This is a genomic window from Thermococcus sp. GR6, from assembly GCF_012027415.1.
Classification (GTDB): Archaea; Methanobacteriota_B; Thermococci; order Thermococcales; family Thermococcaceae; genus Thermococcus; species Thermococcus onnurineus.
Genome location: NZ_SNUM01000002.1, coordinates 90530 through 115482, shown reverse-complemented (window position 1 = coordinate 115482; position 24953 = coordinate 90530). Strand labels below are relative to the sequence as shown.

The 24953-nt window shown below is 47.9% G+C and carries 23 protein-coding genes; 12 read left to right on the top strand and 11 right to left on the bottom strand.

What is annotated here, in order from left to right:
* Position 1: 1 nt before the first annotated feature.
* Both E3E32_RS06885 and E3E32_RS06880 read right to left on the bottom strand, forming a co-directional pair.
* On the bottom strand, positions 2 to 1000 hold the full coding sequence (locus tag E3E32_RS06885; protein WP_167731118.1) for a DUF4350 domain-containing protein: 999 nt from the start codon (positions 998 to 1000) through the stop codon (positions 2 to 4).
* On the bottom strand, positions 993 to 2741 hold the full coding sequence (locus E3E32_RS06880) for a DUF4129 domain-containing protein (protein ID WP_240910601.1): 1749 nt from the start codon (positions 2739 to 2741) through the stop codon (positions 993 to 995). The genes E3E32_RS06885 and E3E32_RS06880 overlap by 8 nt, the downstream gene beginning before the upstream one ends.
* Before the next feature lie 51 nt (positions 2742 to 2792).
* On the opposite strand from E3E32_RS06880, the gene E3E32_RS06875 reads away from it, so the two are divergent.
* On the top strand, positions 2793 to 3512 hold the full coding sequence (locus E3E32_RS06875) for a hypothetical protein (RefSeq protein WP_167731117.1): 720 nt from the start codon (positions 2793 to 2795) through the stop codon (positions 3510 to 3512).
* Complete coding sequence (locus tag E3E32_RS06870) at positions 3503 to 3742, top strand: hypothetical protein (protein WP_167731116.1); 240 nt, start codon at positions 3503 to 3505, stop codon at positions 3740 to 3742. Before E3E32_RS06875 ends, E3E32_RS06870 begins: the two co-directional genes overlap by 10 nt.
* Position 3743: 1 nt before the next feature.
* Here the strand turns inward: E3E32_RS06870 and E3E32_RS06865 are convergent, their stop codons facing one another.
* Entirely contained in the window at positions 3744 to 4697 is a 954-nt protein-coding gene (locus tag E3E32_RS06865) for an NAD-dependent epimerase/dehydratase family protein (RefSeq protein ID WP_167731115.1), read from the bottom strand.
* A gap of 87 nt (positions 4698 to 4784) precedes the next feature.
* Here E3E32_RS06865 and E3E32_RS06860 point away from each other — a divergent pair, with 87 nt between their 5' ends.
* The 7 genes from E3E32_RS06860 to E3E32_RS06830 all read left to right on the top strand — a co-directional run bounded on the left by E3E32_RS06860 (position 4785) and on the right by E3E32_RS06830 (position 10211).
* Positions 4785 to 5780, top strand: a complete 996-nt coding sequence (locus E3E32_RS06860) for a sugar phosphate nucleotidyltransferase (RefSeq protein WP_167731114.1) — start codon at positions 4785 to 4787, stop codon at positions 5778 to 5780.
* Between the two features lie 154 nt (positions 5781 to 5934).
* Positions 5935 to 6279, top strand: a complete 345-nt coding sequence (locus tag E3E32_RS06855) for a DUF234 domain-containing protein (RefSeq protein WP_206205251.1) — start codon at positions 5935 to 5937, stop codon at positions 6277 to 6279.
* Complete coding sequence (locus E3E32_RS06850; RefSeq protein WP_167731112.1) at positions 6276 to 6425, top strand: hypothetical protein; 150 nt, start codon at positions 6276 to 6278, stop codon at positions 6423 to 6425. The genes E3E32_RS06855 and E3E32_RS06850 overlap by 4 nt, the downstream gene beginning before the upstream one ends.
* 745 nt (positions 6426 to 7170) lie before the next feature.
* Complete coding sequence (locus tag E3E32_RS06845) at positions 7171 to 7818, top strand: hypothetical protein (RefSeq protein ID WP_167731111.1); 648 nt, start codon at positions 7171 to 7173, stop codon at positions 7816 to 7818.
* 638 nt (positions 7819 to 8456) lie between these two features.
* Positions 8457 to 8786 carry an RNA-binding domain-containing protein gene (locus E3E32_RS06840; RefSeq protein WP_206205250.1) on the top strand — a complete coding sequence of 110 codons (330 nt, stop codon included), beginning with the start codon at positions 8457 to 8459 and terminating at the stop codon, positions 8784 to 8786.
* A 636-nt stretch (positions 8787 to 9422) separates the two neighbouring features.
* Complete coding sequence (locus E3E32_RS06835; RefSeq protein WP_167731110.1) at positions 9423 to 9671, top strand: hypothetical protein; 249 nt, start codon at positions 9423 to 9425, stop codon at positions 9669 to 9671.
* A 111-nt stretch (positions 9672 to 9782) separates the two neighbouring features.
* A complete protein-coding gene (locus E3E32_RS06830; RefSeq protein WP_167731109.1) occupies positions 9783 to 10211 on the top strand; it encodes a hypothetical protein in 429 nt (142 codons plus the stop codon).
* Between the two features lie 110 nt (positions 10212 to 10321).
* Here the strand turns inward: E3E32_RS06830 and E3E32_RS06825 are convergent, their stop codons facing one another.
* Entirely contained in the window at positions 10322 to 12340 is a 2019-nt protein-coding gene (locus E3E32_RS06825) for an ATP-dependent helicase (RefSeq protein ID WP_167731108.1), read from the bottom strand.
* Positions 12337 to 15231 (bottom strand): hypothetical protein, encoded by a 2895-nt coding sequence (locus tag E3E32_RS06820; RefSeq protein WP_167731107.1) that lies wholly within the window; start codon positions 15229 to 15231, stop codon positions 12337 to 12339. The genes E3E32_RS06825 and E3E32_RS06820 overlap by 4 nt, the downstream gene beginning before the upstream one ends.
* Before the next feature lie 107 nt (positions 15232 to 15338).
* Between E3E32_RS06820 and E3E32_RS06815 the strand changes: the two genes are divergently transcribed.
* Positions 15339 to 15743 (top strand): hypothetical protein, encoded by a 405-nt coding sequence (locus E3E32_RS06815; protein WP_167731106.1) that lies wholly within the window; start codon positions 15339 to 15341, stop codon positions 15741 to 15743.
* Between the two features lie 154 nt (positions 15744 to 15897).
* Here E3E32_RS06815 and E3E32_RS06810 read toward each other — a convergent pair whose 3' ends face one another.
* Positions 15898 to 16554 (bottom strand): hypothetical protein, encoded by a 657-nt coding sequence (locus tag E3E32_RS06810; RefSeq protein WP_167731105.1) that lies wholly within the window; start codon positions 16552 to 16554, stop codon positions 15898 to 15900.
* 353 nt (positions 16555 to 16907) lie between these two features.
* Between E3E32_RS06810 and E3E32_RS10190 the strand changes: the two genes are divergently transcribed.
* Positions 16908 to 17036, top strand: coding sequence for a hypothetical protein (locus tag E3E32_RS10190; RefSeq protein WP_255453212.1), 129 nt, complete (start codon positions 16908 to 16910; stop codon positions 17034 to 17036).
* 116 nt (positions 17037 to 17152) lie between these two features.
* Positions 17153 to 18382, top strand: coding sequence for a lipopolysaccharide biosynthesis protein (locus E3E32_RS06800; protein ID WP_167731104.1), 1230 nt, complete (start codon positions 17153 to 17155; stop codon positions 18380 to 18382).
* Here E3E32_RS06800 and E3E32_RS06795 read toward each other — a convergent pair.
* From E3E32_RS06795 to asnB, 5 genes are all read right to left on the bottom strand, one after another.
* Complete coding sequence (locus E3E32_RS06795; RefSeq protein ID WP_167731103.1) at positions 18354 to 19877, bottom strand: hypothetical protein; 1524 nt, start codon at positions 19875 to 19877, stop codon at positions 18354 to 18356. The genes E3E32_RS06800 and E3E32_RS06795 overlap by 29 nt on opposite strands.
* Positions 19878 to 20070: 193 nt before the next feature.
* On the bottom strand, positions 20071 to 21165 hold the full coding sequence (locus tag E3E32_RS06790; protein ID WP_167731566.1) for a glycosyltransferase family 4 protein: 1095 nt from the start codon (positions 21163 to 21165) through the stop codon (positions 20071 to 20073).
* Between the two features lie 11 nt (positions 21166 to 21176).
* Positions 21177 to 22172, bottom strand: a complete 996-nt coding sequence (locus E3E32_RS06785) for a hypothetical protein (protein ID WP_167731102.1) — start codon at positions 22170 to 22172, stop codon at positions 21177 to 21179.
* Positions 22169 to 23107, bottom strand: a complete 939-nt coding sequence (locus E3E32_RS06780; protein WP_167731101.1) for a sulfotransferase — start codon at positions 23105 to 23107, stop codon at positions 22169 to 22171. Before E3E32_RS06780 ends, E3E32_RS06785 begins: the two co-directional genes overlap by 4 nt.
* Entirely contained in the window at positions 23104 to 24948 is a 1845-nt protein-coding gene (asnB, locus tag E3E32_RS06775; protein ID WP_167731100.1) for an asparagine synthase (glutamine-hydrolyzing), read from the bottom strand. Before asnB ends, E3E32_RS06780 begins: the two co-directional genes overlap by 4 nt.
* Between the last annotated feature and the right edge of the window lie 5 nt (positions 24949 to 24953).

Genomic DNA, 24953 nt, shown 5'->3' with positions numbered 1-24953 from the left:
ATCAACCACCCATCCTTTCGAGCATCTCCACTACCTCTTTCTCATCCCAGCCCCGCTCCCTCGCCAGAGCCAGGGCGAGCTCTTCGGGGCTTTCCTTCCTTCTGAAGAAGCGCGAGACAGGCTTCCAGAGCAGCCTCCCCACCACTCTGAAGATGCCCAGCTCCCTGAGGAGTATTAGAATGCCGATGACGAGTATCAGCCTGATGACCATGTCTTTGGGCAGCAGCCTCGTTATCGTGACTGTTCCAGCGGTGTACAGGTTGAAGTCCGGGTGATGGGCCTCGTCTATGTAGAAGGTATCGCCTCCGAGGTACTCGATGAGGTTCCTCAGGAAGGGCTCGTTCTCGCCGTAGAGCTGGTTTATCAGTATATCCGGATCTGCCAGGATTACGACCCTTCCCTTCGCGTATTCGACTTCAGTCATGAGCGGATACTGCTTCCTCTGGAAGTTTATCATAGCCACCTTGCTTGTGTAGGCCTCACCTCCTCTCGTCACGAGAACGGCCGAGGGCTCGTTTGTAACTATTTTCGTGACGTTTCTTGCCAGAAGGGGGTCCTCTATCCTAACGGAGACTATGATCCTGTCATCCTTCTCATAGAAGAAGTCGCGGAGGGGATAGTTGGATATGCTCACTGACAAGTTGAGGGCCCTCAGTATCCCGTTGCCCGTGCCGAAGTCGTCGGCTATGAAGAGGGTATTTCCACGCTCCAGGAAGGTCTTAATCTGCTCTATCTCGGCGTCAGTGAAGGTCATGTTGGGGCCGACTATGACGAGAACACCGTTATTCTCGCTGATGTTGGCCATGTCGAAGGATTCGAAGATGGGAGCGACCCGCTTCCCCTCTCCGTGAGCAAGCTTGACGAAGTTTGAAATCCCGTCCCAATTTGTGTTGAACATACTGTACTGGGTGGAGCTCTTGAACAGGGGTACCGTCAGCGGCATGGTGATGAGGGTGAAGATGAGTAGGATAAGAACGAGGTACTTTATGGTTTTATTCACCTCTCTCACCCCGAAGCAGCCTCTCGATGCTCGCCCTGAACTCGGTTAGCTCCTCCCCACTCAGGGGGATTTCCCCGTAAACAGCTTTCTCGTGGAGCTTTGTTACGGCCTCAAGGTCTGGATACAGTTCCCAGTCACGGAGAATCCTCAGGACTTCCCTCGGAGTCAGGCTCTCGCTTATTCCGAACATCTCCCTCAGCCTTTCTCTGAGGAGCTTATAAGCCTCACCCACGTCTCCGGGGATTTCAAGGAACTCTCCGGACGTTTCATTCTCCTCTGCCGCGTACTTGGGGGCCGTCTTCTGGGATGCTTGAGGCGTTGTTTGGTCTTTCTTTCTCCTAGTTAGGATGCCAGCCGCGAGGAGCATCGCCAGGACAACGATAGCGATGTACCTCGGCAGCATGTTCTCCGGCGGGACGACGGTGAGGAGAACCACGTTGGATGTAGCTCCCTCGTACACCTCGCTGCCGGCGAATGCCACGTAGACCTTCAGCCGGCCGGGGCTCTGCGGCTCCAGGGCGAAGGAGAAAGTTCCGTTCTCGGCCGTGATGTTGAACTGAGGGGTGTCGTTGACATATACGATGAGGTGGAAGGTCATGTTCGGCTCCACCCTTCCTGTGAACGCGGCTTTTTCCCCGAGGGTTATTCCCTCGGGCCCGTTGAGGGTTATCGCAACCGGGAAGCGCCTGAACTCAACAGTGACTATCTCTGAGGTTCCGGTGTGGGTTCCGTCGCCGGTGAATTCCAGCGGCACCTGGAACGTCACGGCCTCGGAGGATTGGTAGCTCTTTGCGAAGCCTCCATCGGGCCCGGTGACGAGCGTTTCGTCTCCAACCGTTATCTCCCTCTCCCCCAGGGGGTTGCCGTAGTAGTCAACGAGCTTTCCGGAGACGGTGAGGCTCTGGTTCAGAAAGGCGCTGTAGACGTTTTCGACCAGAAAGACGGAGGGTATCTTCCTCACCGTCACGTTGATGGTGTTCGACCTGAGCCCTCCCTGGGTGGCGTACACCGTGTAAGTCCCGAGCTCCCTGAACCGGTACATGGTGGCAAAGAGCCCGTTCTGGGGGGTGACTATGAGGAAGGACGTGAAGTTCCCTTTTGTGATGACCACTGTGACAGTCTCGTTGCCCGGGCAGGAGCCGAAGATCGTGACTGACTGGTAGAGCATCGGCTCTGAATCCGAGATCCCTATCTCGAACTTCCCGCTGGAGGGAGTCCTGGAGACGAGTTTATCTATCTCGCCGAGGTACTTTCTGACCTTCTCCGTATTGAACTTCAGGATTTCGGTCCCGTTCATCAGTTCCAGAGAGTCTATCTCATCCAGGAGGGACTCCATGTTGAGGACTGTGCCCCGGATTCCGGCTGTAACCGCGGGTGTCGGATTTTTGCGGAACTCAAGCATGAGCTCGTTCAGAACCACCAGCTCCCGGGAGAACTCGTAGAACGGCGGGATGACTTTCATCACCGTGGAGTTAACCCCTTTCTCCCTGTAGTACAGCGCCTCCAGGTGGATGAGCTCCAGCTCGTTTAGAGTGGTGTTGGCGAGCGTTAGGCCGTAGCTCTCGTTAACCAGGGCGTACTTCAGGGAGTACTCAAAGCTAAGGATAATCTTGGAGAAGTACTCATAGAGAAAAACATCCCTCTGGGTCGGCTCTTCAACGGCCTTCCCGGAGGCGAGTGGAACGGAGCCGACGATTAGAATTAGGGTTATTATTAAAAGCAACGCTCTCCTCATCGCCATCACATCCATAAGGCATAAAAACCTTTTAAGTTTATTCATTCCGGTGTTAGAATGGGGAGGATTTTAGGAAGTATCCTTTCAGCAACCGGAATCGTCCTCTGGTACTATGGGGGCATGTCTGGAATAACATCTCTGGTCAACCTGGGGATAGGAGCGATAATTCTTGGTCTGGTAATAGCGGCCATGCCTTCCCGGGGCCACGTTGACAGGGAGGCCCTTTTCCTAACGTGCGAGCCTTCCTGTGAGTTCGTTGAAAAGCTAAGAAATGACCTCGAGCTCAGAGGGAAGCCAGTGATCATACCGCCCTACGAGAACCTCCCCAAGGGCGGCATCTTCCTTCCCAAGTCTGAGACTGTCTCCCTTAGTCTTGGAAAGCTCGACGAGGGAACCGTCTTTGTTACGGGCACCGAGGAGGAGAGCGGCGTTCTGATAAGTCCCCCGGCTGGATGGGCGCTTGTGAGCTACATTGAGGAGAACGTCGGCGGGCTCTCCGGAACGGGCCTCGGATACGCTTCCTCTGCAGTATCCTCCAGCTTAAGTGCCCTGGGCCTCGGTTCGGCGGAGGCCTTTGAGAGGGAGAACGGGACGATAGAGGTCTTCGTAAAGCCCCTCTGCGACGGCCCTGTCTACGCTGACCCCGTTGCCTCGGCCGTTCTCCTTGGAATCGCCGCCGGAACGGAAGAACTCCTGAGGATAGAATCCGTTGAGAGCGTGAAGGACTACGTCAAGGTGATCCTTGAGCGGCTCGGTGGGATTGAGAGATGGCTATGAGGGAGAACGTCGTCCTGTTCCTTGCGGTATGGATCGTAATAGCCGCACTTATAAGCCCCTCTGTCGAGATATTCCTGACCATCGCCCTCATTGGAATCCTGATAACGCTCGAGATAGGCGAGTTCTACCTCCCAAAGGACGTCAAGAGTGCTCTGAAGCTCTCCGCTTATCTGCTCCTTCTCGCCTTCACCTTCATAGTGGCGAGAAAAGTGTATGAGGTAATAAAATGAGTCAGATAGTCGAGAGAAGCTCTCTCACCGTCCTCCTCACGGCCTCGTAGCTGTTGAGCTTCGGCTTCCAGCCGGTTTTCTTCGCTTTCTCTATGCTCAGGCGCATGAACTTGACGTCGCCCTTCCAGCCGCGGCCGCCGTCGACTCCACCTGTGAACCTGAAGGCTGGATTCAGCCCCATCTCCTCGCTGACTATCTCGGCGATTTCCCTGACGGTTATCCAGTCGTCGTTTCCGAGGTTGTAAGCGTCGTAGGTTTTGCCTTCCTTCCTGAAGTGCTCGAAGATGTGGAGCATCCCATCAATGGTGTCGCTCACGTGGAGGTAGCTCTTCCTCTGGGTTCCGTCGCCCAGGATTTCCAGCTCCCCCGGGTTCTTCCTGAGCTTGTTGATGAAGTCGTAGATGACGCCGTGGTTGGAGCGCTTGCCTATTATGTTGGCCAGCCTGAAGATAAGCGCTTTGAAGTCGAAGGTGTGGGCGTAGCCGCTTATCAGGGCTTCAGCCGCGAGCTTCGCTCCGCCGTAGACGCTTATCGGCTCGAGAGGGGCGTAGTCCTCTGGAGTGGGAATGACCTCGGCGTCGCCGTAGACCGTCGATGACGAGGTGAAAACGAGGTATTTGACCCAGGATTTCCTCATCGCTTCAAGGAGGGTGTAGGTCATGACGACATTGGTCTCGTAGAGCAGCTCCGGACTCTGGGAGCCGATTCTAACCTCCGGATTGGCGGCGAGATGGAAGACTACCTCTACGTCTTCAACGGCCTTCTTCACGATTTCCCGGTTTCTCATGTCCCCTTCTATGAACTCGAACCTCTCATGCTCGAGCCAGCGTTTAAGGTTGTCCAGAGTGCCGGCGCTTAAATCGTCAAGAACCCTAACCTCGTATCCGAGCTCCATGAGCCTGTCAACAAGATGGGAGCCTATGAACCCCGCACCACCCGTGACCAGAACCTTCATTCATACCACCACCTATGATGAAGCGAAATTATTTAAATATGTTAGGGGCAAACTTTGCGGTTGAAGTACGTTTGAATGGTGAGCGCCATGAAGGTTCTGATAATGGCCGGCGGCTACGCGACGAGGCTCTGGCCTATAACCAAAGATAACCCCAAAGCCTTACTCCCAGTCGGGAACAAGGTGATACTGGACTACATTCTGGAGAAGGTCAAAGAACTTGGTCTCGAAGCCTACATATCGACCAACCGGTTCTTTGAGATGCACTTCCGTTCCTACGCTGAGATGAATGGCATAAACCTCATCGTCGAGGACACCTTCCACGAGGAAGAGAAGCTGGGCACGATGGGGGCCATGAAAAAGGCCGTGGAGGAGCTCGGTTCAGATGACTACCTCATCATAGCCGGCGACAACCTGTTCTCCTTCAGCCTGGTGGACTTCCTGAAGGCCTACGACGGGAGGACCCTCATAGCGGTATACGACGTCGGTGACTTGGAGTTGGCCAAGCGTTACGGCGTGGTCGTTTTGGAGGGAGACCGGGTTATCTCCTTCCAGGAGAAGCCAGCCGAGCCGAAGTCGACCCTCGTCAGCACTGGAGTTTACATCTTCCCGAGAAGGGTGATGGAGAAAATCGATGAGTACCTCTCCGACGGAAACAATGATTCACCCGGCTACTTCATCCAGTGGCTCCTAGAGAACGGTGAGGACATCAGGGCCTACCGCTTCTCCGAGTACTGGTACGACATAGGAAGTGCGGACAGCTACCTGGAGGCCCTTAAGACTCTCCTCAGAGAGAGCCACGTCGAGGAGATTCAAATAAGCCCCTACGCCAAGATAATCCCGCCGGTGGTCATAAAGAAGGGCGCCAAAATACTCGGCAGGTCGATAATAGGGCCATATGCCTACATAGGAGAAGAGTGTATCATAGAGAACTCCGACATCAGCGACTCAATAATATTCAGGAAGACCATTATCAGGAACTCGACGATATGGCGCTCCATCATCGATGAGAAGTGCGAGATAAGGAACCTCGAGCTCAGGAAGAGCCTCGTCGGAGGACACGCAAAGATACAGAGGGGAGAATGAGACCTCTTGTATTTTCTGCATCTTTGAACGGTGACTTTTTGGCCTTGAATACTCTACTTTGGAAATTCTCGGCTATTTCTCACTGGAGCGTCAGCAACTTTTTATGCCTGAAAGGTATAATATCCGTGGAGTATAAAAATGAGATTTTATGACCGTGAGCGGGAGATTGAACTCCTCAGAAGGAGTAGGGGATAGGCAGAACGGAGAAACAGATTATTACATAACCCAAAACCTGGTTGACTTCTGGTTCAGGTTTCTGTGGCGGGATTATTCTAAGCTCGAGAGGAGCGAGCTGAGCTTTGATAAAAACGACTTCAACGCTTACGTTGGTCGTAAGTTTGAGAGTCTGGTGGAGTTGCTTGTCCCAAAACTTGTGCCTTTTAAGGTTATCAGAACGGGCAAGCTCTGGGGGAAGTTCAAAGGCAAGGAGAAGAGTAAGGATTCTTTTGAGATTGATGTGGTCGCCCTCGGAAGGGTAGACATTGCGTTTTTGGGGTGAAGTGGGAAGAGCTGAGCTTTGGCGACGCCAAAAAGGAGCTCGAATGGCTGTCCAAAAAAGCTGAAGCGGCGGAGAACAAGCGGAGGATTCATTTAGTCCTTGAGTTGCGAAGAAGGTTGAAGGTAAAGAAGGGCTATGTGGTATAGTGTACGATTTGGAAGATTTAAACGAGATGCTGGGCAATAGTCACGCGCCGTTTAGAAACGGAGCGGTAGAATAGTGAGGAGTGCCATCGCTGACAAGGCTGGAGTGAAGTTCCACTCCTGACAGACCTTTCCCTATATGGTGATCCTATGGCCCTCGCATAAGAATCACTATTTGGGTTAGATCTGCCTGGGGTGAAGCTTTCGCTTCAGTCTTTGTCAGCAGACACTCCTCATATACTATTAGGTGCTTAAACTATATAAACCTTTGCTTTTATTTAGGGCAAAATTTTTTGGAAACTTCCAGAAATAACTTCAATAGTGTTGGAGCTTGAACAGAGGCGTTAATGAGCACCGTGGATACAGGTTGAATCTTGAATCATACAACGAGAAGATAGTGAGGAGCACCTTGCAAGCGGAACCTAGTTAGAAATCTCGCTCTCAAGGAACACTAGGCTCGTGACTCCAGCCCTCTCGACTTATGGAACACGTTGGGCTAAGCGCCCGTCAAGGGTGAAACTTTTACTTTGGTCTCACCAACAGGGCACTCCTCATATACTATTAGGTGCTTTAACTATATAAACCTTTGCTTTTATATACTACACTTAAACGTCCGAATCTTTTTGAAAAAATATATAAAAGACGTCACTCCCGCCCCGTGGCGGTTTGGAGAAAAGAGAATTCCTGCTTCTCCAAACCCAACCCTTAAATTCTCCGAGAACCAAAAGTTAATGTTTGGGTGTGGGCAATGGGAGAGAGATTAGTAAAGGTGCTGGCGGTTCTTGTGGTTATTCTGTTTATTTTCAACATCGGTATGGTCTACGGTGCGCTCAAAGCCAGGAGCATAGCGCTGGAGGAGATAGAGGGCGTCATAATCCTCGTGGAGGGTATGAAGAACGAGAGGATAACCATCCAGTACCCGTTCGACCAGGAGATACAGGTGCCTCTCAGGATGAACCTCAGCGTTCCCGTTTCCATGGTGGCGAGGGTTCCGGTAAATGAGGAGATTGCCGTGAAGGTTCCTCTCGATACCTACGTTGACGTTCCTGTCAACACCACCGCGAGGGTGCACATCGTCCAGAACATAACCACCACCGTCGAGGTGAACGGCAAGCAGGAGACGGTTATAATACCGCTTGATACCTACGTCGACGTCCCGATAGTGACCACCGTGAGAGTCAGGGTCAGGGACGTCATAGACACCACCGTGCCGCTCAACATGACCCTTGAGGTGCCGATAAACCAGACGGTTGTTGTGCCTGTTGATGAGACGCTGAGCGTCCCGATTAAGATGAACCTCACCATCGAGACGACGCCGGAGGAGATGGGCCTCGGTGAGCTGATTGATAGGGTTGTTAAGATGCTCCAGGGGATGAAGGCGGCGATTGGGCCATGATGAGGTTCTGGCCTTTTGTCGGGAGACGATAAGTGTTATAAAGGATACCCCCCGAACTGGTTCGGGGGTATCCTTTATAGGTGTAGGCCATGATAAAGCGCTTGTAGAAGCCTCAAACTATGCCACAAATGTTTGGGAGCAAGATCTGGAGGCATTTCCCAACATCTACAGCACTAGGGCTTATGTAACGACACTCTGGGTGCTGGCTCAATCAAAATTTGGCCTAGCGCGGAAGGAGATTGCTGGAGAAGTGCTTCGCAGGGAGGAAATTAGCGACAGTAGTCTTACCCGCATATTGAAGAACTCGTTCTCTCGGGAATGGTTGAGCACAGCAAAAGCGCGGAAAGTATCGCATTGCAGAGAATCCACTCACAAAGGCAGTCCAAAACATCGCTCGCAAATATAACATTCATTGACGCTGGCTTTAAAGTCCTTAAGGAAAGCTCTTTGAGAGAAGACCGAGAGAGCTTTGAGGAAATAAAGGAGGTCATGAAAAACCTTAGCTTTCAAACTGCAAGCATATGATTCCGAGGGGTTTTGACCCTGCTGAACAGCATTGTGGGATCACCACCTACTGGTGGGTGGAGTCCTCCCATATTTGAACATTATCGTCCATAAAAGTGCATTCTCTCTGTTAGGTGGGCTGTATAGATGTTGATGAGCCGATTAAAAATGGCGAGAGTGAAACTGTTAAGTTTAAGCGGGAGCTGAATGATTTCGTGTATAAGACTCTGTCAGCCTTTGCCAATACTGACGGTGAAATTCCGCTCCTCGGTGTTGGCGATGATGGAAAAGTTTTTGGCTTTTTCTGGGGATCTGGACAGTTTAGCCAGATCAATAAGGCACAACCTTGGAATAGGTCCATCTGTTTTGAGAAAGAGATTTATACTAAAGATTACCTGAGAAAGCTGGGTTTAAATGAAAGGCAGATTAAGCCCGTGCTATATGTGAAGGAGAAGGGGAGGTAGGGAATAAGGAGTATCAGAAGCTGTTTGGAGTTTCAAAGCCAAAGGCTTTCCGAGAGCTGGATACACTCGTTAAGATGGGAATTTTGAGAAGAATGGGAGTCACTAGCAGAGGGACGTATTATACACTCGAAGGACTCAAAGGTATTATAAAAGGCTCATAAATTAAGTGGCTTAAAAAGGCGATAAACATCATTGTCCTGCTGATAGGCATCTTTACGCTCTTTTGGGCGTGAGTTTTAGGTGCTTCCTCAACAGAAGTGGCCTATCTCTACTGTTCTTAAAATGAACAATATTGAACATCCATAATTTACTCCCTCCAACCTCTTCTGAAAAAAGCCAGTACTCCATGCTTGTTTTTGCTGGGACAGGTTTGCAATGCCTAAAATCGCCCTTTGGCTGGAACTCATCCCCCTTTTCTGCTGGCCTGGTCTTGGAGGGGTTTTCTGTCTGCGTGAGTGTTTTGGCATAAACCTTGGGCAACTCAGCTTCGGTCTATCCTGAATGAACTCAGGGACGGCGGAATGCCACCCTCCCGAGCCGCAGGGGAGATACTCGACACGGTGTTTTGGTTCCACCCGTATGACCCCCGAGATTATTGAGGCGATAAAAACGGCCGACCCGGAGACGCTGGAAGGGGTGGGGGTTCCTCCTAAGCTGGCGAGAAAGGAGAACAGGGCTGACGAGGATGCGAGGAACATAATCGACACGGTGTGGCGGGAGGGGATACTGAAGCTCGAAAGGGTGCAGGCGGATCTCTGGGACATCACGGAGACCTATGGGGTGGACGAGGTCCTCTTCCCGGAGCTTGTCCGGGAAGTCCTTGAGCTTTCGCCCCACCTGGAGGGGCAGGCCGAGCTTGAGGTTGTGGGGCTGGCGGCTGTATGACTTTTTTGTATTATTTTATCTTTCGTATCGGACATTAAATGCAAATTTTTGCTATTTAAGTGACCGTTAGTTTTAATTGCCCTTTCTCAGCGTGCCGAATGAGGTGGTTCCATGAAAGCGGAACAAGTAGTACTATATCTCCGAGAAGGTCAGGCATCCATTGAGGTGCTCAGCCCGGGAAAAGCGTGGCAGGGAATTACTGAACTGGAGCTGCCCGTTGGCCCATTCGTGGCGCTGGTAGCGGAAACGCTCGGCTCAGGCTTCAAGCGCGGGGAAGCAGTCTTCAGGTACACGAGGGCAAAGGACACCCTGAGGATGGATCTGAACAGGCTGAAGGTCGAGCTGAGTCCCAAAAAGGCCTTCCGGCTAAAGCTCCAGAACGGCAAGTATCCCCGGAGGTTCCTGGCAGTGCTCGTGGTCGGGACGGGTGACATATACGACTACCTGCCGGGCCTCCTTGAGAGACGACGAAAGTACGTCAGGTTCGAGCTTTCGTCGGACGAGGGATCCCGAAGGGTCTACACCCTCAGCACCGCCTGATCTCTTTTCTTTTTTGAGCACGCCTTTTTCTCGGGCCTTTGATGTTCTTGGGGTTTCTTTGATAAAGATAAAAGGAAAATCCAAAATGAAAACATATAAAGACTGCCGGCTCACAATACCGATGCACTCGCGAGTATGGGGGCCCTGGATGGTTTGGTGACGCGGGGAAGTATAGAATGCCGCGTCTGGACCAGGATAAGGCTCTCTCTGGCCCTGGTCATGGCGACGAAGAGCAGCCTTGCTTCTTCCTTCAGGTCGTCTTTGGTCAGGTAGCTCGAATCGTTATGATCCAAGACTATGCTCACGTCGCCCTCGTGTCCCTTGGACGCGTGCATAGTGTCAACGTACACAATGTCAACGTTATCGAGCTTCTTGCCTTTGGACACCATTGCTTCGATGAGGCTGGCCGCGTTGCTTCCTAACTCCCTTTCGATCGTCCCCATGTGCAGGAGTTCCTTCGGCGATGACTTGAGCTTCTCGAAGAGCTTCTGTATGGCCCTGATGTCCAAACGGGTTGGTACCGGGAATGCCGGGCTCTGCGTCAGTGCCACGTCCCTGAAGTCGTGGGGAATTTCGAGCTCTATGAACCTCCCGTCGATATATATTGTAGCTCCCTGGATGTCCTCTGGCTCGATGCGGCCCGTTAGAACAGCCTTCGCGAGGTACAGGAGGTTTTCCCTCACAGTCCGCGCTCTGGTTAATGGGGTCGCCATCCGAACTCCCGCACCGAAGACTGTGTACTTCAGGAACCACGATGCCTCCTCCTCGGTGAGCACTTCCTTGTCGAGGACTTCCTGTACCCTCTCAAGGAAGGGCATGGCTCTCCCGTGCATATCATTAGTTCGCTTGAGGGGCATGACCCCTATGCCCTCATTGAGAAGGACCTCCTTAACCCTGTGCACAATCTCGTTGGTGCGGGCGAGTATCAAGACCTTCTTCCTCTGGTCTAGATATGGCTGTATAGTCGGGATTAGTTGCTTTACTGTGACTTCTAGGTCTTGGTCGGGAGCGTTGTAGATTTGTATCTTTGCCTCCTCATCCCGGGCTCTGAAGTCGTATTTGATGCCGTACTCCTCCAGCAGGGCTACCTGGTCCTTTATCACGCTGAGCGCGAAGTTTTTCACGTTCTGGGTGAGCCTCCTCGAGTAGTCCAGCACGTGTATCCTGCCGTCGTGGTTTTTAATGTCCTCCATGAACCTCAGGAACTCGGTGAGGTCCGCGCCCTGGAAACTGTAGATGCTCTGGAGGGGGTCGCCTGCCGTCACGGCAAGCTCGATGCCGTTGACCCTCTTAAGGTACCTTATCAGCCTCCACGCCAGGGGGCTGAAGTCCTGGGCCTCGTCAAGTAAGAGGAACCTGATATGCTGTAGCTTCGTACCGAACGGGGTGTAGCCCCCGAGGTATGCGTGCAGCAGGACGTCTGAGAAGTCAAACACATTGTTCTCCCACTTCCAGACAATGTAGCGGTCGATGATCCACGGTATCTTCGTGTTCTCTAGGGGGTAACTCAGCCTTGATGCCTCCAGGGAGGCCTTTGCCGGGACGATGCCCCTCAGCTCCATCAGGAACTCGTCCGGGGACTGTAACAGCTTCTCCTGGAGAACCATCAGCTCCTCAATAGGGAGCGTGTTGATGATCTTAGTATAGAGATTCTCCGCGGCGTTGCCGACCTTTATCCTTTCCCCGGTAGGGTCGTACGGGATTCTATTTTCCCGCGCAAATGCTGCAAAGGGGTTCCCATTGAATTCGTTTAGCAGGTTTTTGGTGGCCTTCCTGGCCTCAGCTGTCATCTCGCTCAGCTCGGGTGTCCCAGAAATGAGCAGCGTGGTCGCCGTACTGTGTATTGTTCTTATTTGGTTGGTGATGCCTGTTCTCCTGGCCCTGCTGACCACGGGCTCCCCCGTAATCCTGCTGATGAGCTCGTTCTCTGCCGAGGTCGAAAACGTTATAAAGAGAGCTTCTTTCAACCGGTACCGTCTCTCGCCGTCCACCCACCCCCCAAGGACTTTTTTCGAACGCTCAATGTCGCTCTGCTGTACTATACCTGCAGTGAGCGCCTTGAAGATGGAAATGAGGTGCGTTGTCTTTCCCGTCCCTGGCGGGCCTATGAGGACGAACTCCTTCGTCATTCTTCACCACTCCCCGTAACGGCCTTGGGGACGGTGATATACTCCACCTCTTCAATGTCGTCCTCTTGTATCTTGAGCCTCAGAGGATTCTCTTCCTCCCTGATTATGTGGCCTTTCTCCTCGGCCAGCTCCCTCACGCGTTTGAACACTTCCCTGGCGGTCGCTACATCCCCAGTTGTCGCGTAAACTCGCTCAAACTCGAGTTCACCGTAGCCCACAAGGGCCCTGGCGAACTTTTGGGCCAGGTCGTTTATCCTTCTCCTGTACCTCTCTTCGGCCTCTTCTATGGAACTGATCAGGGCCCTCTCGAAGCCTTCGGCGTCTGGCACAAAGGCCCTGGCAACGTCGAGGATCCTCTGCAGTTTGATCACGTACACTTTGTCCTTGCCGAGGAACCTCTCGTTGCTCGCCTTGAGATAAAGCTCCTTGGCTGAGAACACCTTGGTCAGCACTTCGAGGACGCTGTCGAATTTCAGGCCCCCTGCCAGTGTCTTGAGTTCCCTGAACCGCTCGATGAGGACGTGTAGCGGGACCACGAGGTCCACTCTGTCTTCGCCTCGGACTGCAGTTATGACCATCGTGTCCGCGCTGGAAACGCTACTCGCGGCCTCAATAGGGGTGAGTGCTATGATGTCCAGGACAAGCCTGATGGCCTTCTCCTGGTCGCTTGAGACATCTATCACTGCCATGGACTTCAAGAGGTCTATTACTGAAATCAGGCTTCTGTAGACGAGGGAGTAGTAACCCTTCAGGAGCAGCTTGGCGGCCTTGGAATGCTTCGCCTCGAACTCCAAGCTGTCCATACCGAACATCAACGCTAGCAGCTCTATTACCCTCTCCTGTGTAAGGAAGAGAGTTACGCCAGCCGTGCTCATCAACTCGTTCAACCTTACAAATGGGCGCGGGTCGGGGAGCTTTTTCTCTTTGCCCACTAAGAGCTTCGGGACGTTGTCCTCTTCGATGGACAGCACTGCCCCGTTTTGGGTAGGCACGTCCACGATGTCTCTTCTGCCGTTGTTCAGTATTAAAAGGAGCCCCGTGGTGGCGGGCCCGGTGTTCTTCTCCTTCCTTAGCTTCACGACAGATCTTACTGGCCCTTCTTTAGAGAGGAATATCCTCTCGTACTCCTTCAAGAGCTCGTTCCAGAGGTTGATGACTTCCTCCCTTCTGTCTTCCTCACTCACCAGAGCGCTAGCCAGGCCGTAGAGCACTTCCTCGTGTAATGTCTTTGGGCTGTAATTGAGCCTCTTTCTGAGGTCTTTCAGACTTTCAGTTAGGATATTAGATGAGTCCTGCTTCTTGCCCGTTCGTGATCTCCTGCTGGCGCTGCCCCTGACCTTTGAGAGCAGCATGTTGAGCGACTGTATCGTTGAGACCACGTGCTCCTGGACGTCGATTTCGCCCGAGGTTTGTATATCCAGCCGCTCCTTCCATTCCTCCGGGAGCTGGGCGAGCATGCTCCTTAGGGGGAGCCAGTGGGGGGCGACCTTTCTGCCCTCCTGAGCAAACACTATGCTCCTCCACCCCGTAGGGGGCCTGGGGAACTTCTCCCCCAGCTTCCACCTGAGAAAGTTCACAACAGCGTCCACCAGCGCCCTGAGTCGGTCCATCAGCTCCCCTTCCTCGTCCCACCCGAGGGTTACCGCCTCCCTGAACGCCTTGATGAACACTTCTACGGTTGTCCTCGGCCCGATGCCCCTCAGCATGAAGAAGCTCGGGAACTGCAGGAAGAAGTTGTGCCTGATACCCTCAGGCGGGTACATCCTGAGAATTCTGTTTACGAGAAGGTTTACCGTGTCTTCATCCTCCACCTCAACGAACTCGATGCCCTGCTCTCTGGCCCTCTCCATAATGCGGGGGAAGTCCCTCTGCTCCAGGAGCTCCACCATCTTCGTGTCGATGTCCCTGAACTCCATAGTGGTTGTGGCTTTAACCCTGCTGGAAGTCTTCACCCGCTCCACTTTCTTGGCCATACTGATTAGCGCCTCAGTGTCGAGGGGGTTGTTTTCAAGCCCTCCGTGCCTAAAGAGTTCGTTCTCCTCGATGTCGATGAAGAGCACCCTCGTCTCCATGAGGCCTTCGGGATCGAACTTCAACTGGCCGTCTTCAACGATGTATGCGAGCTTGGAGTTCGGAACTTCCGGCACTCGGGCAACCCTGGCGACGTCCGCAACGGCATCATCGACCATGCTCTCGATGAACTGGCCGGCGTCAATCCCTTCCCCCGCCTCGACTTCGAGGAATTCCCTCATGGCGTCTGCAATGATCGTCTTGAGGGCCCTGAAGGCGTCCCGGTACCGCTCCCTGAAGTCCCTCTGTCTCTCTATCGGGGGCAACTCCTCGCTCCTCTCTATTGGCGGGTTAAGTGCAAAGAACATCTGCAGCCCGAAGCCGCTGTCCGTTATTATCTGCGGCGCCATCTCGAGTTCGGCGAGGCGGGAGTACAGCTCGACTGCGAGCCTTTCGAGGAACGCCTTTGCAGTCTCTTTGTTGGAGGCCGCCCACTCCTTAGTCGGCATAACCCTTATGCCGTCAACCGAGATCCAGACCTCCGTGCCTATCTTTTTCTTAAACACATCGATGTCGACGAAGAGCGTTGGGGCGTACTTGACGTCCTCTTCACCGCTGCCCTGCGAGTCTTTCTTGAGCCTCGCCCTTGGGTTGACGCTGAAGTACACGCCGTGAGCCGCCCAGGTACCCTCCTCAATTCGTCGTCGTGCGTTCTCAATGAAGGAAGCCATTGCTTTCAGGTCGTCAGGGTACCTGAAGTGCCGAACCCTGTTGGCGGTGCTGATGTTATGCCCCTTGCCGCCGCGCCTGGATAGCACCCTGACCTCGATTATGTCTCCGGGAACGAACATTCTTTCGAGCAGTTTTTCAAACCCGTTCATGGCCTTTGCACCTCCATTCAAGTTTTGGCAAAATACGGAGTTCATCGTGGGCAATTAAATATAACTCCCTTGGAAAATCACCAAAATGGCGAAAAATCTGCAATTAAATGCAATATAAACAAAAAACCGTCTCCAGGAGAGCATCGGCGAAAGGTTTAACTGGTGTACCAAAAGGTGCGGGCAGGTGGCTCGTTCTGAAGTACTTTCCGGAGGACGTTGTGGGTGATGTTCTGAGCCTTGCAAGGCTTGCACTCGACCTTGAATTGGCAGTAAAGACCAGAAAGGCGTTCTTTGTACTCAAAAACGGCAGGATTGCGGGCGTCCTGATATTCTTGTCAAAAAAGCCATCGGAGGAGGACATTGAGTTCATGGCCGGGCTGGAGGAAAAGCTCGGGGTTCCAGTTTATGCAGTGTTCATGAAGAACAGCAAGTACGTTGCTGTTGACAGCGAGGGTGAAGAAATACCTTTGGAGCAGGAAGAGCTTGGAGCCTTCGTGGATCTTGTGTTCTGATTTTTTATCTTTTTCTTCCGAAAGCCTCGCAGTTCGGGGAGGGGAGGAAGTCAGATTTTGAATCCTGCATGAGAAAACTCACCGGCCGTCCAGGGCTGTGCAGAGAAGCGTTTTTTTCGCTGTCTGGCTTCTTAAGAAATGAAAAACAGCGAGGCTAAAGAGGTGTCAGAGCGCCTCCTCCTTCACCCTGCCGGCGGAGGTTTGAACCCTGCGGAGGAAATGGTTCTGTTCCAGTAATCCACAGGTGGCTGCCGTCTACAAGACGTACCTTGTCACCTACCTTGAGGTGCTTGCGGGCGTTCATCAGGTTGTAGACCAGCTCGGAGAACTCTTCGAGGCTGATGAGCTTCCTCGAAAGGGCCTCCTCGAGGAGTGTCGCGAGGTTCAGACTGTTCATTTCCGCGTATGCTCGGACCATCCTTCGCATGTTGTAGAAGGAGGTCTCTCCCCACGGGCCGGGGTTTTCGCGGTTTGCCTTCTGGACGTGTCCCTGGATGACAGCAACGTGCTTGAGCATTTCTTCATCAGACAGCTCCAGGGTGCGGCGGTGCCGCCGGATTTTCTCGACGAGGGACAGGATTATGTCGGCATCCTTTGGAGAGAGCGTCTTGCCCATTTCCAGCTTTCTCAGGGATCTCAGCTCGCTGTTGGTCAGCTGATGGGCCACGTCCTCCGGAAGACGGAAGCGCCGTCCGTCGAAGATCTCGGGGAACTGCCTGTAGTAGTCTGGCTCGAGCGGGTTGCTCCTGAGGGGGCGTTCCTGGACAGAGAAGGCCTTACTTTTGGAGGCACGGTTCGACCTTCCATCCAAAGTATACACCCGAGGCACGGGCTGCAAGACGGAGTATTAAACATAACGGTTTTGTGGGGTTATATATTAAGAGACGTTTCTAGGGAGATGAAAAAAGCAGGGTACAGCGGTACAGGGTACATCTGGATGTACCGTGTACTTTTGTACCGTGCTCTTTGGATGATGGGAGTTTTATCTTAATTATATGGGGGGGCTCTTGGAGGTACCTGATTTTTACTTGTTTTGGGTAATCCCCTGCAGTGGGTGAAAGCAACAGTTAAAGACCTGTGAGAATTGGGGGGCCGGACAAAAAGGCTATATATGAAAACTTTGAATTGCTTGAGGTAGCTCATGTAACCAATGGGTGGAATCCAATGAGCGAGGCAAGCCAGGCCCTGCAGAAGATTGCAAGGGGTACGGGAATTGTTTTTGCCGGGGCGTTCAGTGTTTGCATGGAAGAAGATGGATTCGTGCTAGGCTTCTCCTCCAAACAGTGCCGATAATGTTCTTCTCATAGCACGATAGGTTTTTATTTTCTGGGATAGTATTGGTAAAAGGCTTTGCCAGAAGACGGATTCACAATGCTCCGGTACTGAAGAACAACATGGAGAGATTGTGCATGGTAGCGGACTTAATTAAAAGTGAACTCAAAAATCTCAAAAGTCCTCTCTACAGAAATTCCTTGTATATAACGCTAGCCATGTTCACTACTGCGGTTACAAGTTTTGTGTTCTGGAACGTTGCCTCAAGGGTTTATTCTCCTGCGGACGTTGGTGTAGCATCTTCTTTAGTGTCAATTCTTAACCTCATCTTTGGAGTCTCAATGCTTGGTCTAAACACTGCGCTGATAAGATTTTACCCAGAGTACGGGGAGCGTGCTATAGGAAGCGCCCTTGTCGTCTCGGCGAGTTTTGCCTTCATTGTTTCAGGAGCTTACGTTTTAATTGTCAGAAACTCTGAGAACTTCTCCGAGGTATTCTCTTTAGAGTTCACGCTGGCATTCATTGCATTATCAGCTATAGGCACAGCATCCAACATTCTTGGAACTGCCGCAATAGCAATGAGAAAAGCTAATCATAGATTCATTCAGAATGTCCTTTTTGGGCTTCGATTTGTTTTATTGTATTTTCTTGTTTCGCTTGGCGTGTCTGGTATAATAGGATCATTTGGTCTTGGCTTACTATTTGGTCTGGTTCATGTTGGGTTGGTTCTTAAAGATCACATCACGCTTTCGGTCGATAGAGAGTACCTGTCGAGTGCATTCAGATTCTCTCTCGGTAACTACATAGCGAACATTTCCGACACTGCTCCCAATTATTTGATGCCTTCAATTGTATTAACGATGCTCAGTAAGGAAGAGGCAGCATATTTTTTCATAGCTTTTGCTATGGGAAACCTACTGCTCATAGTCCCCAACTCTATAAACATGTCCTTTTTTGTAGAAGGGAGCCATGGGCTGGCTAACATGAAAAGGGTACTGAAAAAGGCGATAATTTTTAGCTACGCCTATCTTGCAGCTGTTTCCATTTTTGTGTGGTTCTTTGGAAAGTTTATTCTGGCCTTTTTCGGGCCTGAGTACGTGCGGGGACTTGATTTGTTAAGGATTGTGACTCTCTCTGGGTTCTTGGTTGTTGTGGTGAACTTCTACGTTACTATCCTGAACGTCCAGAAAAGGGTCAGAGAGGTTGCAACGATATACATACTGAAGGCCATCCTTTTCCTTGGGCTGAGCTATCTACTGGTTCCAATGTTTGGGATTGTTGGAGTTGGGTATGGATGGACAGGCACGTATCTCTTTGTACTTGCTGTAATCCTTGTTATTAATACCATACGATTACACTTTTTGTAGTATAAATCGTGTCTTTTATCCAGTATCCCTCTTTGAGTATATTGAATACCTCCTGCTCTAGGGGTAGGTGTTGTCTTCTTCCCCAGTAGGGGCCTAACTCGAATAGTCTGTCTTGAACAAGATTTTTCCTGAATATGAATATATATTCGCTATTTTCAAATACTTCTGAGAAACTTTTTGGAAATTCTGCTTTTATAATCCATCCAATGTCTCCATATCTTGGAGGAGTAAAAGATATACCCTCAAATACCCATTTAAGGTTATTTAAATCGACTATATAATCCCAGTCTGAGGCTACTGATGTATCGTTTGCATTACGTAATAGGAATTTTCCTGTCTGAAGTTCGGAATCGAGCCAGCCAGTTCTTATCGCGTATGCCTTCACTAATGGATTATCATCATTGGAGACAGACGCCACCAACATTAACCAAGAAAGTAGGAAAATTAGCGTTAGGGTAACAATCTTTCCGACTTTTCTTGAACCAGTTATAACTTTATAAAACACATATGCCACAAAGAAGCTCCCTAGTATTTCACCGTAGTACCAAAACCGATGGGCGATTCCTGGCCATATCAAAAACGTAAGAGCTCCGAAACCCACAAAGAATCCACTATTACCCAATAGTGTTAGTTGAATCCTGCTTAAGCTCTTTTTTTTGAATCTGAAATAAGAATACCATAAAATTCCAATCCCAGCAAGAATGAAATATAATATCATTCCCGCTCTTCCTAAAAGAATGAACTTAAATGGAATACTTAAAGATGATTCATATCCGCTTATATCAGGGCCCATCAGTAATTTTCTAATGAAGAGTATAAAGACGTTTAAATAAAATCCTGAGATAAACCCCCAGACAAGAATGGCAACAGTCCACATAAGTACAAATAATCTATTTATGATTTCTGTTCTTTGATTAGCACTCATATTATGCATGTTGACTAATAAAATAAATAAAGTTTGAGTTATCATAAAGACATAACTTACTGTATGTAGTAGGGATAGGTTTATAATAAAGAAAGCAAGCATAAAGTTTATCTTTGTCGTTAATTCACTTCTTAAAAGAAGATAAAACACTAAAAGAGCAATTGCTACTCCTATAGAGTTAGGGATTATGTTTCTCCCCACCATGCTTAAAACATTATCAGAAATCACCAAAAGCAAAATGGAAAATAGGGACAATTTACTATCTTTAAAAACGTACTGTCCGAGTTTGTATGTAATCACTACTTCCAAAATCAAAGTTGTCATCCCAATAGAAAAATAGGACATCCATTTGTAAGTCATACTACAGATTAACATTAATGTTGTTATAAATGTATGGAAGTTTGGAAGCCATACATATGGGGTTTTTATAGTTTCATAATTTGGAATATGACCCATTTTTAATATCTGGGAAATTAGTGCCCAATGAGTCCAGGAGTCTCTACCTAGAACCGTCTTATACAATGCTTGTTGGGTTAGTGTGAATAAAAATGAGAGCATTATAATCTCCATGAATATCAGCACTTTTTCGATTTTATTCCTTCTCAAAAGTACAATTTGTAGAGAGACTAAACTTGACATGGATGATACTATCCAAAAGAAAGAACTTGGCCTAACGTACGGACTCGAGCGATTCAGGTAAATTACCCAAGAGGCTATCAGGAACAAGAAATAAAAAATGCTAAGAATTTTAAAGAGAATGTGGCTATTTGACTTTGAGAGTCTCATTATACATCCCCACTGTTTGTTCTGCAATCTTATCCCATGTAAATTGCTCTGCGTACTTCCTTATCTTCTCCTTGTCCCATTTCTTGTCGAGAGCTATTAAGATTTTCTCTGCGAGACACTCCGGATTGGTCGGTGGACATAGCAAGCCGTAGTCCTCGGAGGTTATTATCTCTTCACTTCCCCCGTTTATTGTAGCAACGACAGGAACTCCACAGGCCATGGCCTCAATTTGAACTATGCCAAAGCTTTCACTCAAGCTCGGCAACACAAAAATATCTGCGGCATTCATCCAAAGAGGGATTTCCTCGTGGGGTTTTGATCCAACAAGTTTGATGGTTGTTTCGAGGTTGTTTGTTTTTATTAAGTTTTCAAGGCGCTTTCTCTCGGGTCCCTCTCCGATAATATAGCATATAACATCATCTCGTTGGCTTGTGACTATCTTCATTGCATTTATCAAATCTACATGTCGTTTAACCGGAAAAAGGTTGGCAACATTCAAAATTATTTTTTTGTCTTGAGGTAAACCAAGCCGTTCTCTACATACATCTTGATCTTGAGGATAAAACAATTTTGAGTTGAATCCATTAGGTATTAGCACTATTTTTTGTAACTCATAATCTCCAAGTATCCTTGTAATATCCTGGCACTGTCTTTGGGAAACTACAAAAAACATTTCTGCATTATACAGAACAAATTTAAAAAATCGCTTATACCTTGCTAGAAACTTCTCATTTTGTCCATAATGGAAAGTTACAACCAGTTTAAATCTTAGCATCTTCTTCCAAAATGCCCCAATAACTGCGGGTATAAAACCGCCCATCGGTCCAGAAACCTGTATATGTACTATGTCGAATTTCTTTGAATCTTTTATTAATTTGAGAGACAATCCAATGGTTCGGGTATAAAGTCGAGTTGTCTTATCTATTATTGGAGGATATTCCCTAGAGGGAGCTGTTTTATAGTGCTCAACATAAATACCTAACTCTCTTAAATGTGATATTAACTCTTCAGTATGTGTTGCCATTCCTCCAGATTTCTTTGTTCTAACCGTGCCAACCATCAATACACGCATTGTACCCACCACTACAGATTTTCTTTTATGAACTCTGCAAGAGTAGTGAACCTTACGATATTTTGTGGAACGTATTTTTGGTTAACAACTTCAAGGAACCTCCTAAAATTATGATCATTGAAAAAGTCTTTAGTGTGTCCAATCATAATCAAAGGAATCTCATTCTCTTGGTAATTGTAATGGTTAATGGCATGGTCCAGCATATTTATCATATCTCTCCATGATAATTTTGATAAATCCCATTTCATACTAACCCTCTTATAGGAGGATAACCTAGAGGAATATTTACCCTTTCCTATATTTGGACTTGCAGTCGCAGAGAAGGGAGGATCATAAAACCACAGATAAAGCAAGGGCAGTAAAAATCTAGGTTTCAAGAATGAGTATAATCTTGAGGGAATTGTATAGATTGGTATCTCATAAACACTAGTATCATACAATCGAAGATATCCTTTCTCTCCTACAGGTGCACACACACTTGAGAGGGAGTGGACTTTTATCCCCAATTTTTCCATAGCTCTAGCCGCATGAGGGGGAGCTTCGATCCATCCCATATTGCTTAATCTCAAAGCTAGACATCTGAAGTTACTCGAGGGGATTAATGATTCTAATTTTTCTTTGGCGGTTTTTATTAACTTATATGTCTGATGTTCATCTAAATCAAAAACCGACAATTGGGGATTCCTTGGAACGAGCTTGCCATTCCTATATTGCATATCCATAAATTGGGGATGGATATGAAGTTGTACATCATTTCCTAATAAATACGCCTCTTTTATTTGGCTCTTAATTAGGTCTTTTGGACTGTATCCCAAGTCGTTTTGTAGTTGCTTGTTATATTTTTCAAAGTGAATGTACTCAAATACCTCGAACATTATGGTCAGAGGGACATTAAACACACTAGCAATAGAGATCAACCGGTCCGTGGGATCAATAATGTGTTTCCGAACATCTCCTCGACCATTTCCAAATAGTTCATAATCTATTGTTATTATTATATTAATCATGCTCTATCACTCTCTTTGATGTATCCAAATTCTTTCATGCTTTTATATAATATGCGTGTTAACAGCAAATTTTCCCAGGGGTGTATCCTCTTTTTCCAGAGGTATGCGCTTTTGGGGTCAATACTTCTTCTGGATGCTCTTTGATTAATACTGGAAGGCTTACCTGTTACGTATAACATACTAACTTTGAAAGGAACGTTTAGAAAAACACATATTCTTTTAATGGTATCTTTTGGTGATGTGACTATATCCTCATATCTAACCAGGTATAAGTTTCTTTTATTTTTATTCTTTTTATATGTCTTAAATAGCAAAGTATACTCTAAGATGACTCGTGTTAAAGTCAAGAAGTCAAAGAGATTAGAAAGGGATTTAGAATTTATTTTTCTCTTTAAATTCCTGGAAAATTCATCATTTGTCTTTGATAAGTAAATTGCTCTTGGGTCTCTAATAAGATAGATTATTTTGCAACCTGGATATAACTCTTCAAGGAGTTGAATATTTGAGGCATAAACAGGATTTTTTGCTCCAAGGAATATTTTATCTGTCTGACGCAAATATTCTAAAAAAATTAGATTTACAATATCAACACATGTGAGCTTAACTTTTCGTTCTAAGAGTATTTTAACTTGGTTTAATATTTGATCTTTTTGAATATTGTACTCATCAATTCTTTTCCAAAAGGGCCCATACAACTTTTTTGAAAAAAGCATCTCTATAAGGTTCTCGATATCCTTCTGACTATTTAATTTAGATTTTTTGCATAGTTGCACTACATCTTTCCTCCAGAGGTAAGGATTCCAGAGATGAACTTCTTCGGGGATCATGGCAATAAAGGGATTTTTGTCAAGAATATTCCGGAGCAATGTTGAGCCGGTTCTATATATACTTACTATGAATACTGGTTTATAAAGGCTAATCTTGTTCGGCTTCATGAGGGAACCTCCTCAGTGTCAATCCACACTCTAAGCCACATTTCAGTGATTATCACTCTCCACAATGGATCGCCTATAAGAACTCCTTTTCCCCTCTTGGACGTGTACAATCTGTAAACTTTCTTCCAGTCCCAATATGGCCTATTTTTGAAACGTTCAGATGTGATAATTTTCTCAATGAACTCTTTAACCTCCGAAGATGCCGCCATGTCTTGGTCAGGTGTTTCAAATGCAACTTTGTCGGTTCTATCCAAAATCTTGTCAGGGACTATCCCCTTTAATCCTCGTCTCAATAAGAACTTTGTTACACCATTCCTTATCTTTGCATCACTGGGAGTGGCCAGAACGAACTCGACAAGCTCTGGGTCTAAAAATGGGACTCTGGTTTCAATGGACCACCTCATAGCGTTCTTATCTTCAAATCTAAGAAGGTATGGGAGGTTATTTATGACTAACTCCATCAAGGCTGTGTTAAGGTCTTTCTTCTGAAGCCTCGCATCGGTTCGGAGCTCTTCAAATCTAGACAAAAACCCCCTTGAGAGGTAGTCACTATTATTTTTCCTAATAATCCATTTCTGGAGTTTCTTGGGCAACATAAGTCCTATGAAATATTTAACTGCCATGAGTGATCCTGTATTCTGTTTATATGCCACAATCTCTCTTAGGAGAGTTTTCCACTTTAGGCTCTTGAACAGCTCATAATAGTAGTATGCAAAGAGAGAGTGATATCCTGCTAAAATTTCATCGCTTCCCTGGCCATCAAGGAGCACTTTCATCCCGGTTTCCCTAGCAAGCTTCATAATTCTGTAGTGACCATAAACGCTTAAGGATAAGAAAGGTTCTTCTTGAGCTCTAACAAGGTCTTCTAAATCGTTTAGAATGTCTGTGGGTGTGAAAGTTGTCTTAAACCATTCAATGTTACATTTCTCCACTACTGCTTGCTGGTATTCGCTCTCATCAACGTTTTTGCCGGGAAACACTAAGGAAAACGCTTTGATTTCTCCGTTGGGCGCTAATTCTCTCATAACACAGACTATACTTGAACTATCAATGCCCCCGCTTAAGCAGGGGCCAACTGGAACATCCGCGAGAAGCCTGCGTTTTACTGCTTTGAAGAAAAGTTCCTTGAACCTTTTAGGATCGTCCTTTTCTTTTTTCCTCATAACTCTGTTCTTTAAATCATAGTATCTCCAGATTTTTAATTCTCTAGTTTTTATGTCAAAAATTGCACTGTGGCTTGGCATTAGTCTTTTAATCCCCTCAAAAAATGTATTTTCAGTGTGATCAAGTAGATTGTAGTATAGGTAGTCAAATATTACTGCATCATTAGGTCTCCTTTCAATTGGGTGGACTAGTATTCCCTTGATTTCAGAACTGAATATGATATTATTGCCATCATAGTAATAGTATAGGGGCTTTATCCCAAATCTGTCTCTACTAAAGAACAGAATGTTTTTTGTTTTGTCATAAATTGCAAACGCCCACATGCCATTAAATTTCTCGACACAATTGGTTCCCCACTCTAAGTAAGCTGCTAAAATGATCTCTGTGTCAGTATTAGAATTAAATGTATAACCCCTTTGTTCTAACTCGGTTCTGATTTCTTGGAAATTATAAATCTCCCCGTTGTAGACAATCCAGACTTCTTTTCCATTTTTTTCATACTTCATGGGCTGATGGCCCTTAGGAGATAAATCTATAATAGAAAGCCTAACGTGACCCAGACTGACGTTTTCATCAACGTAAACTCCTTCATCGTCTGGTCCTCTATGGTGGATAGCCTGATTCATCTTTTTGACGAAAGTCACATCACTCCAAGAAAACCCATTAATGCCACACATTTTAT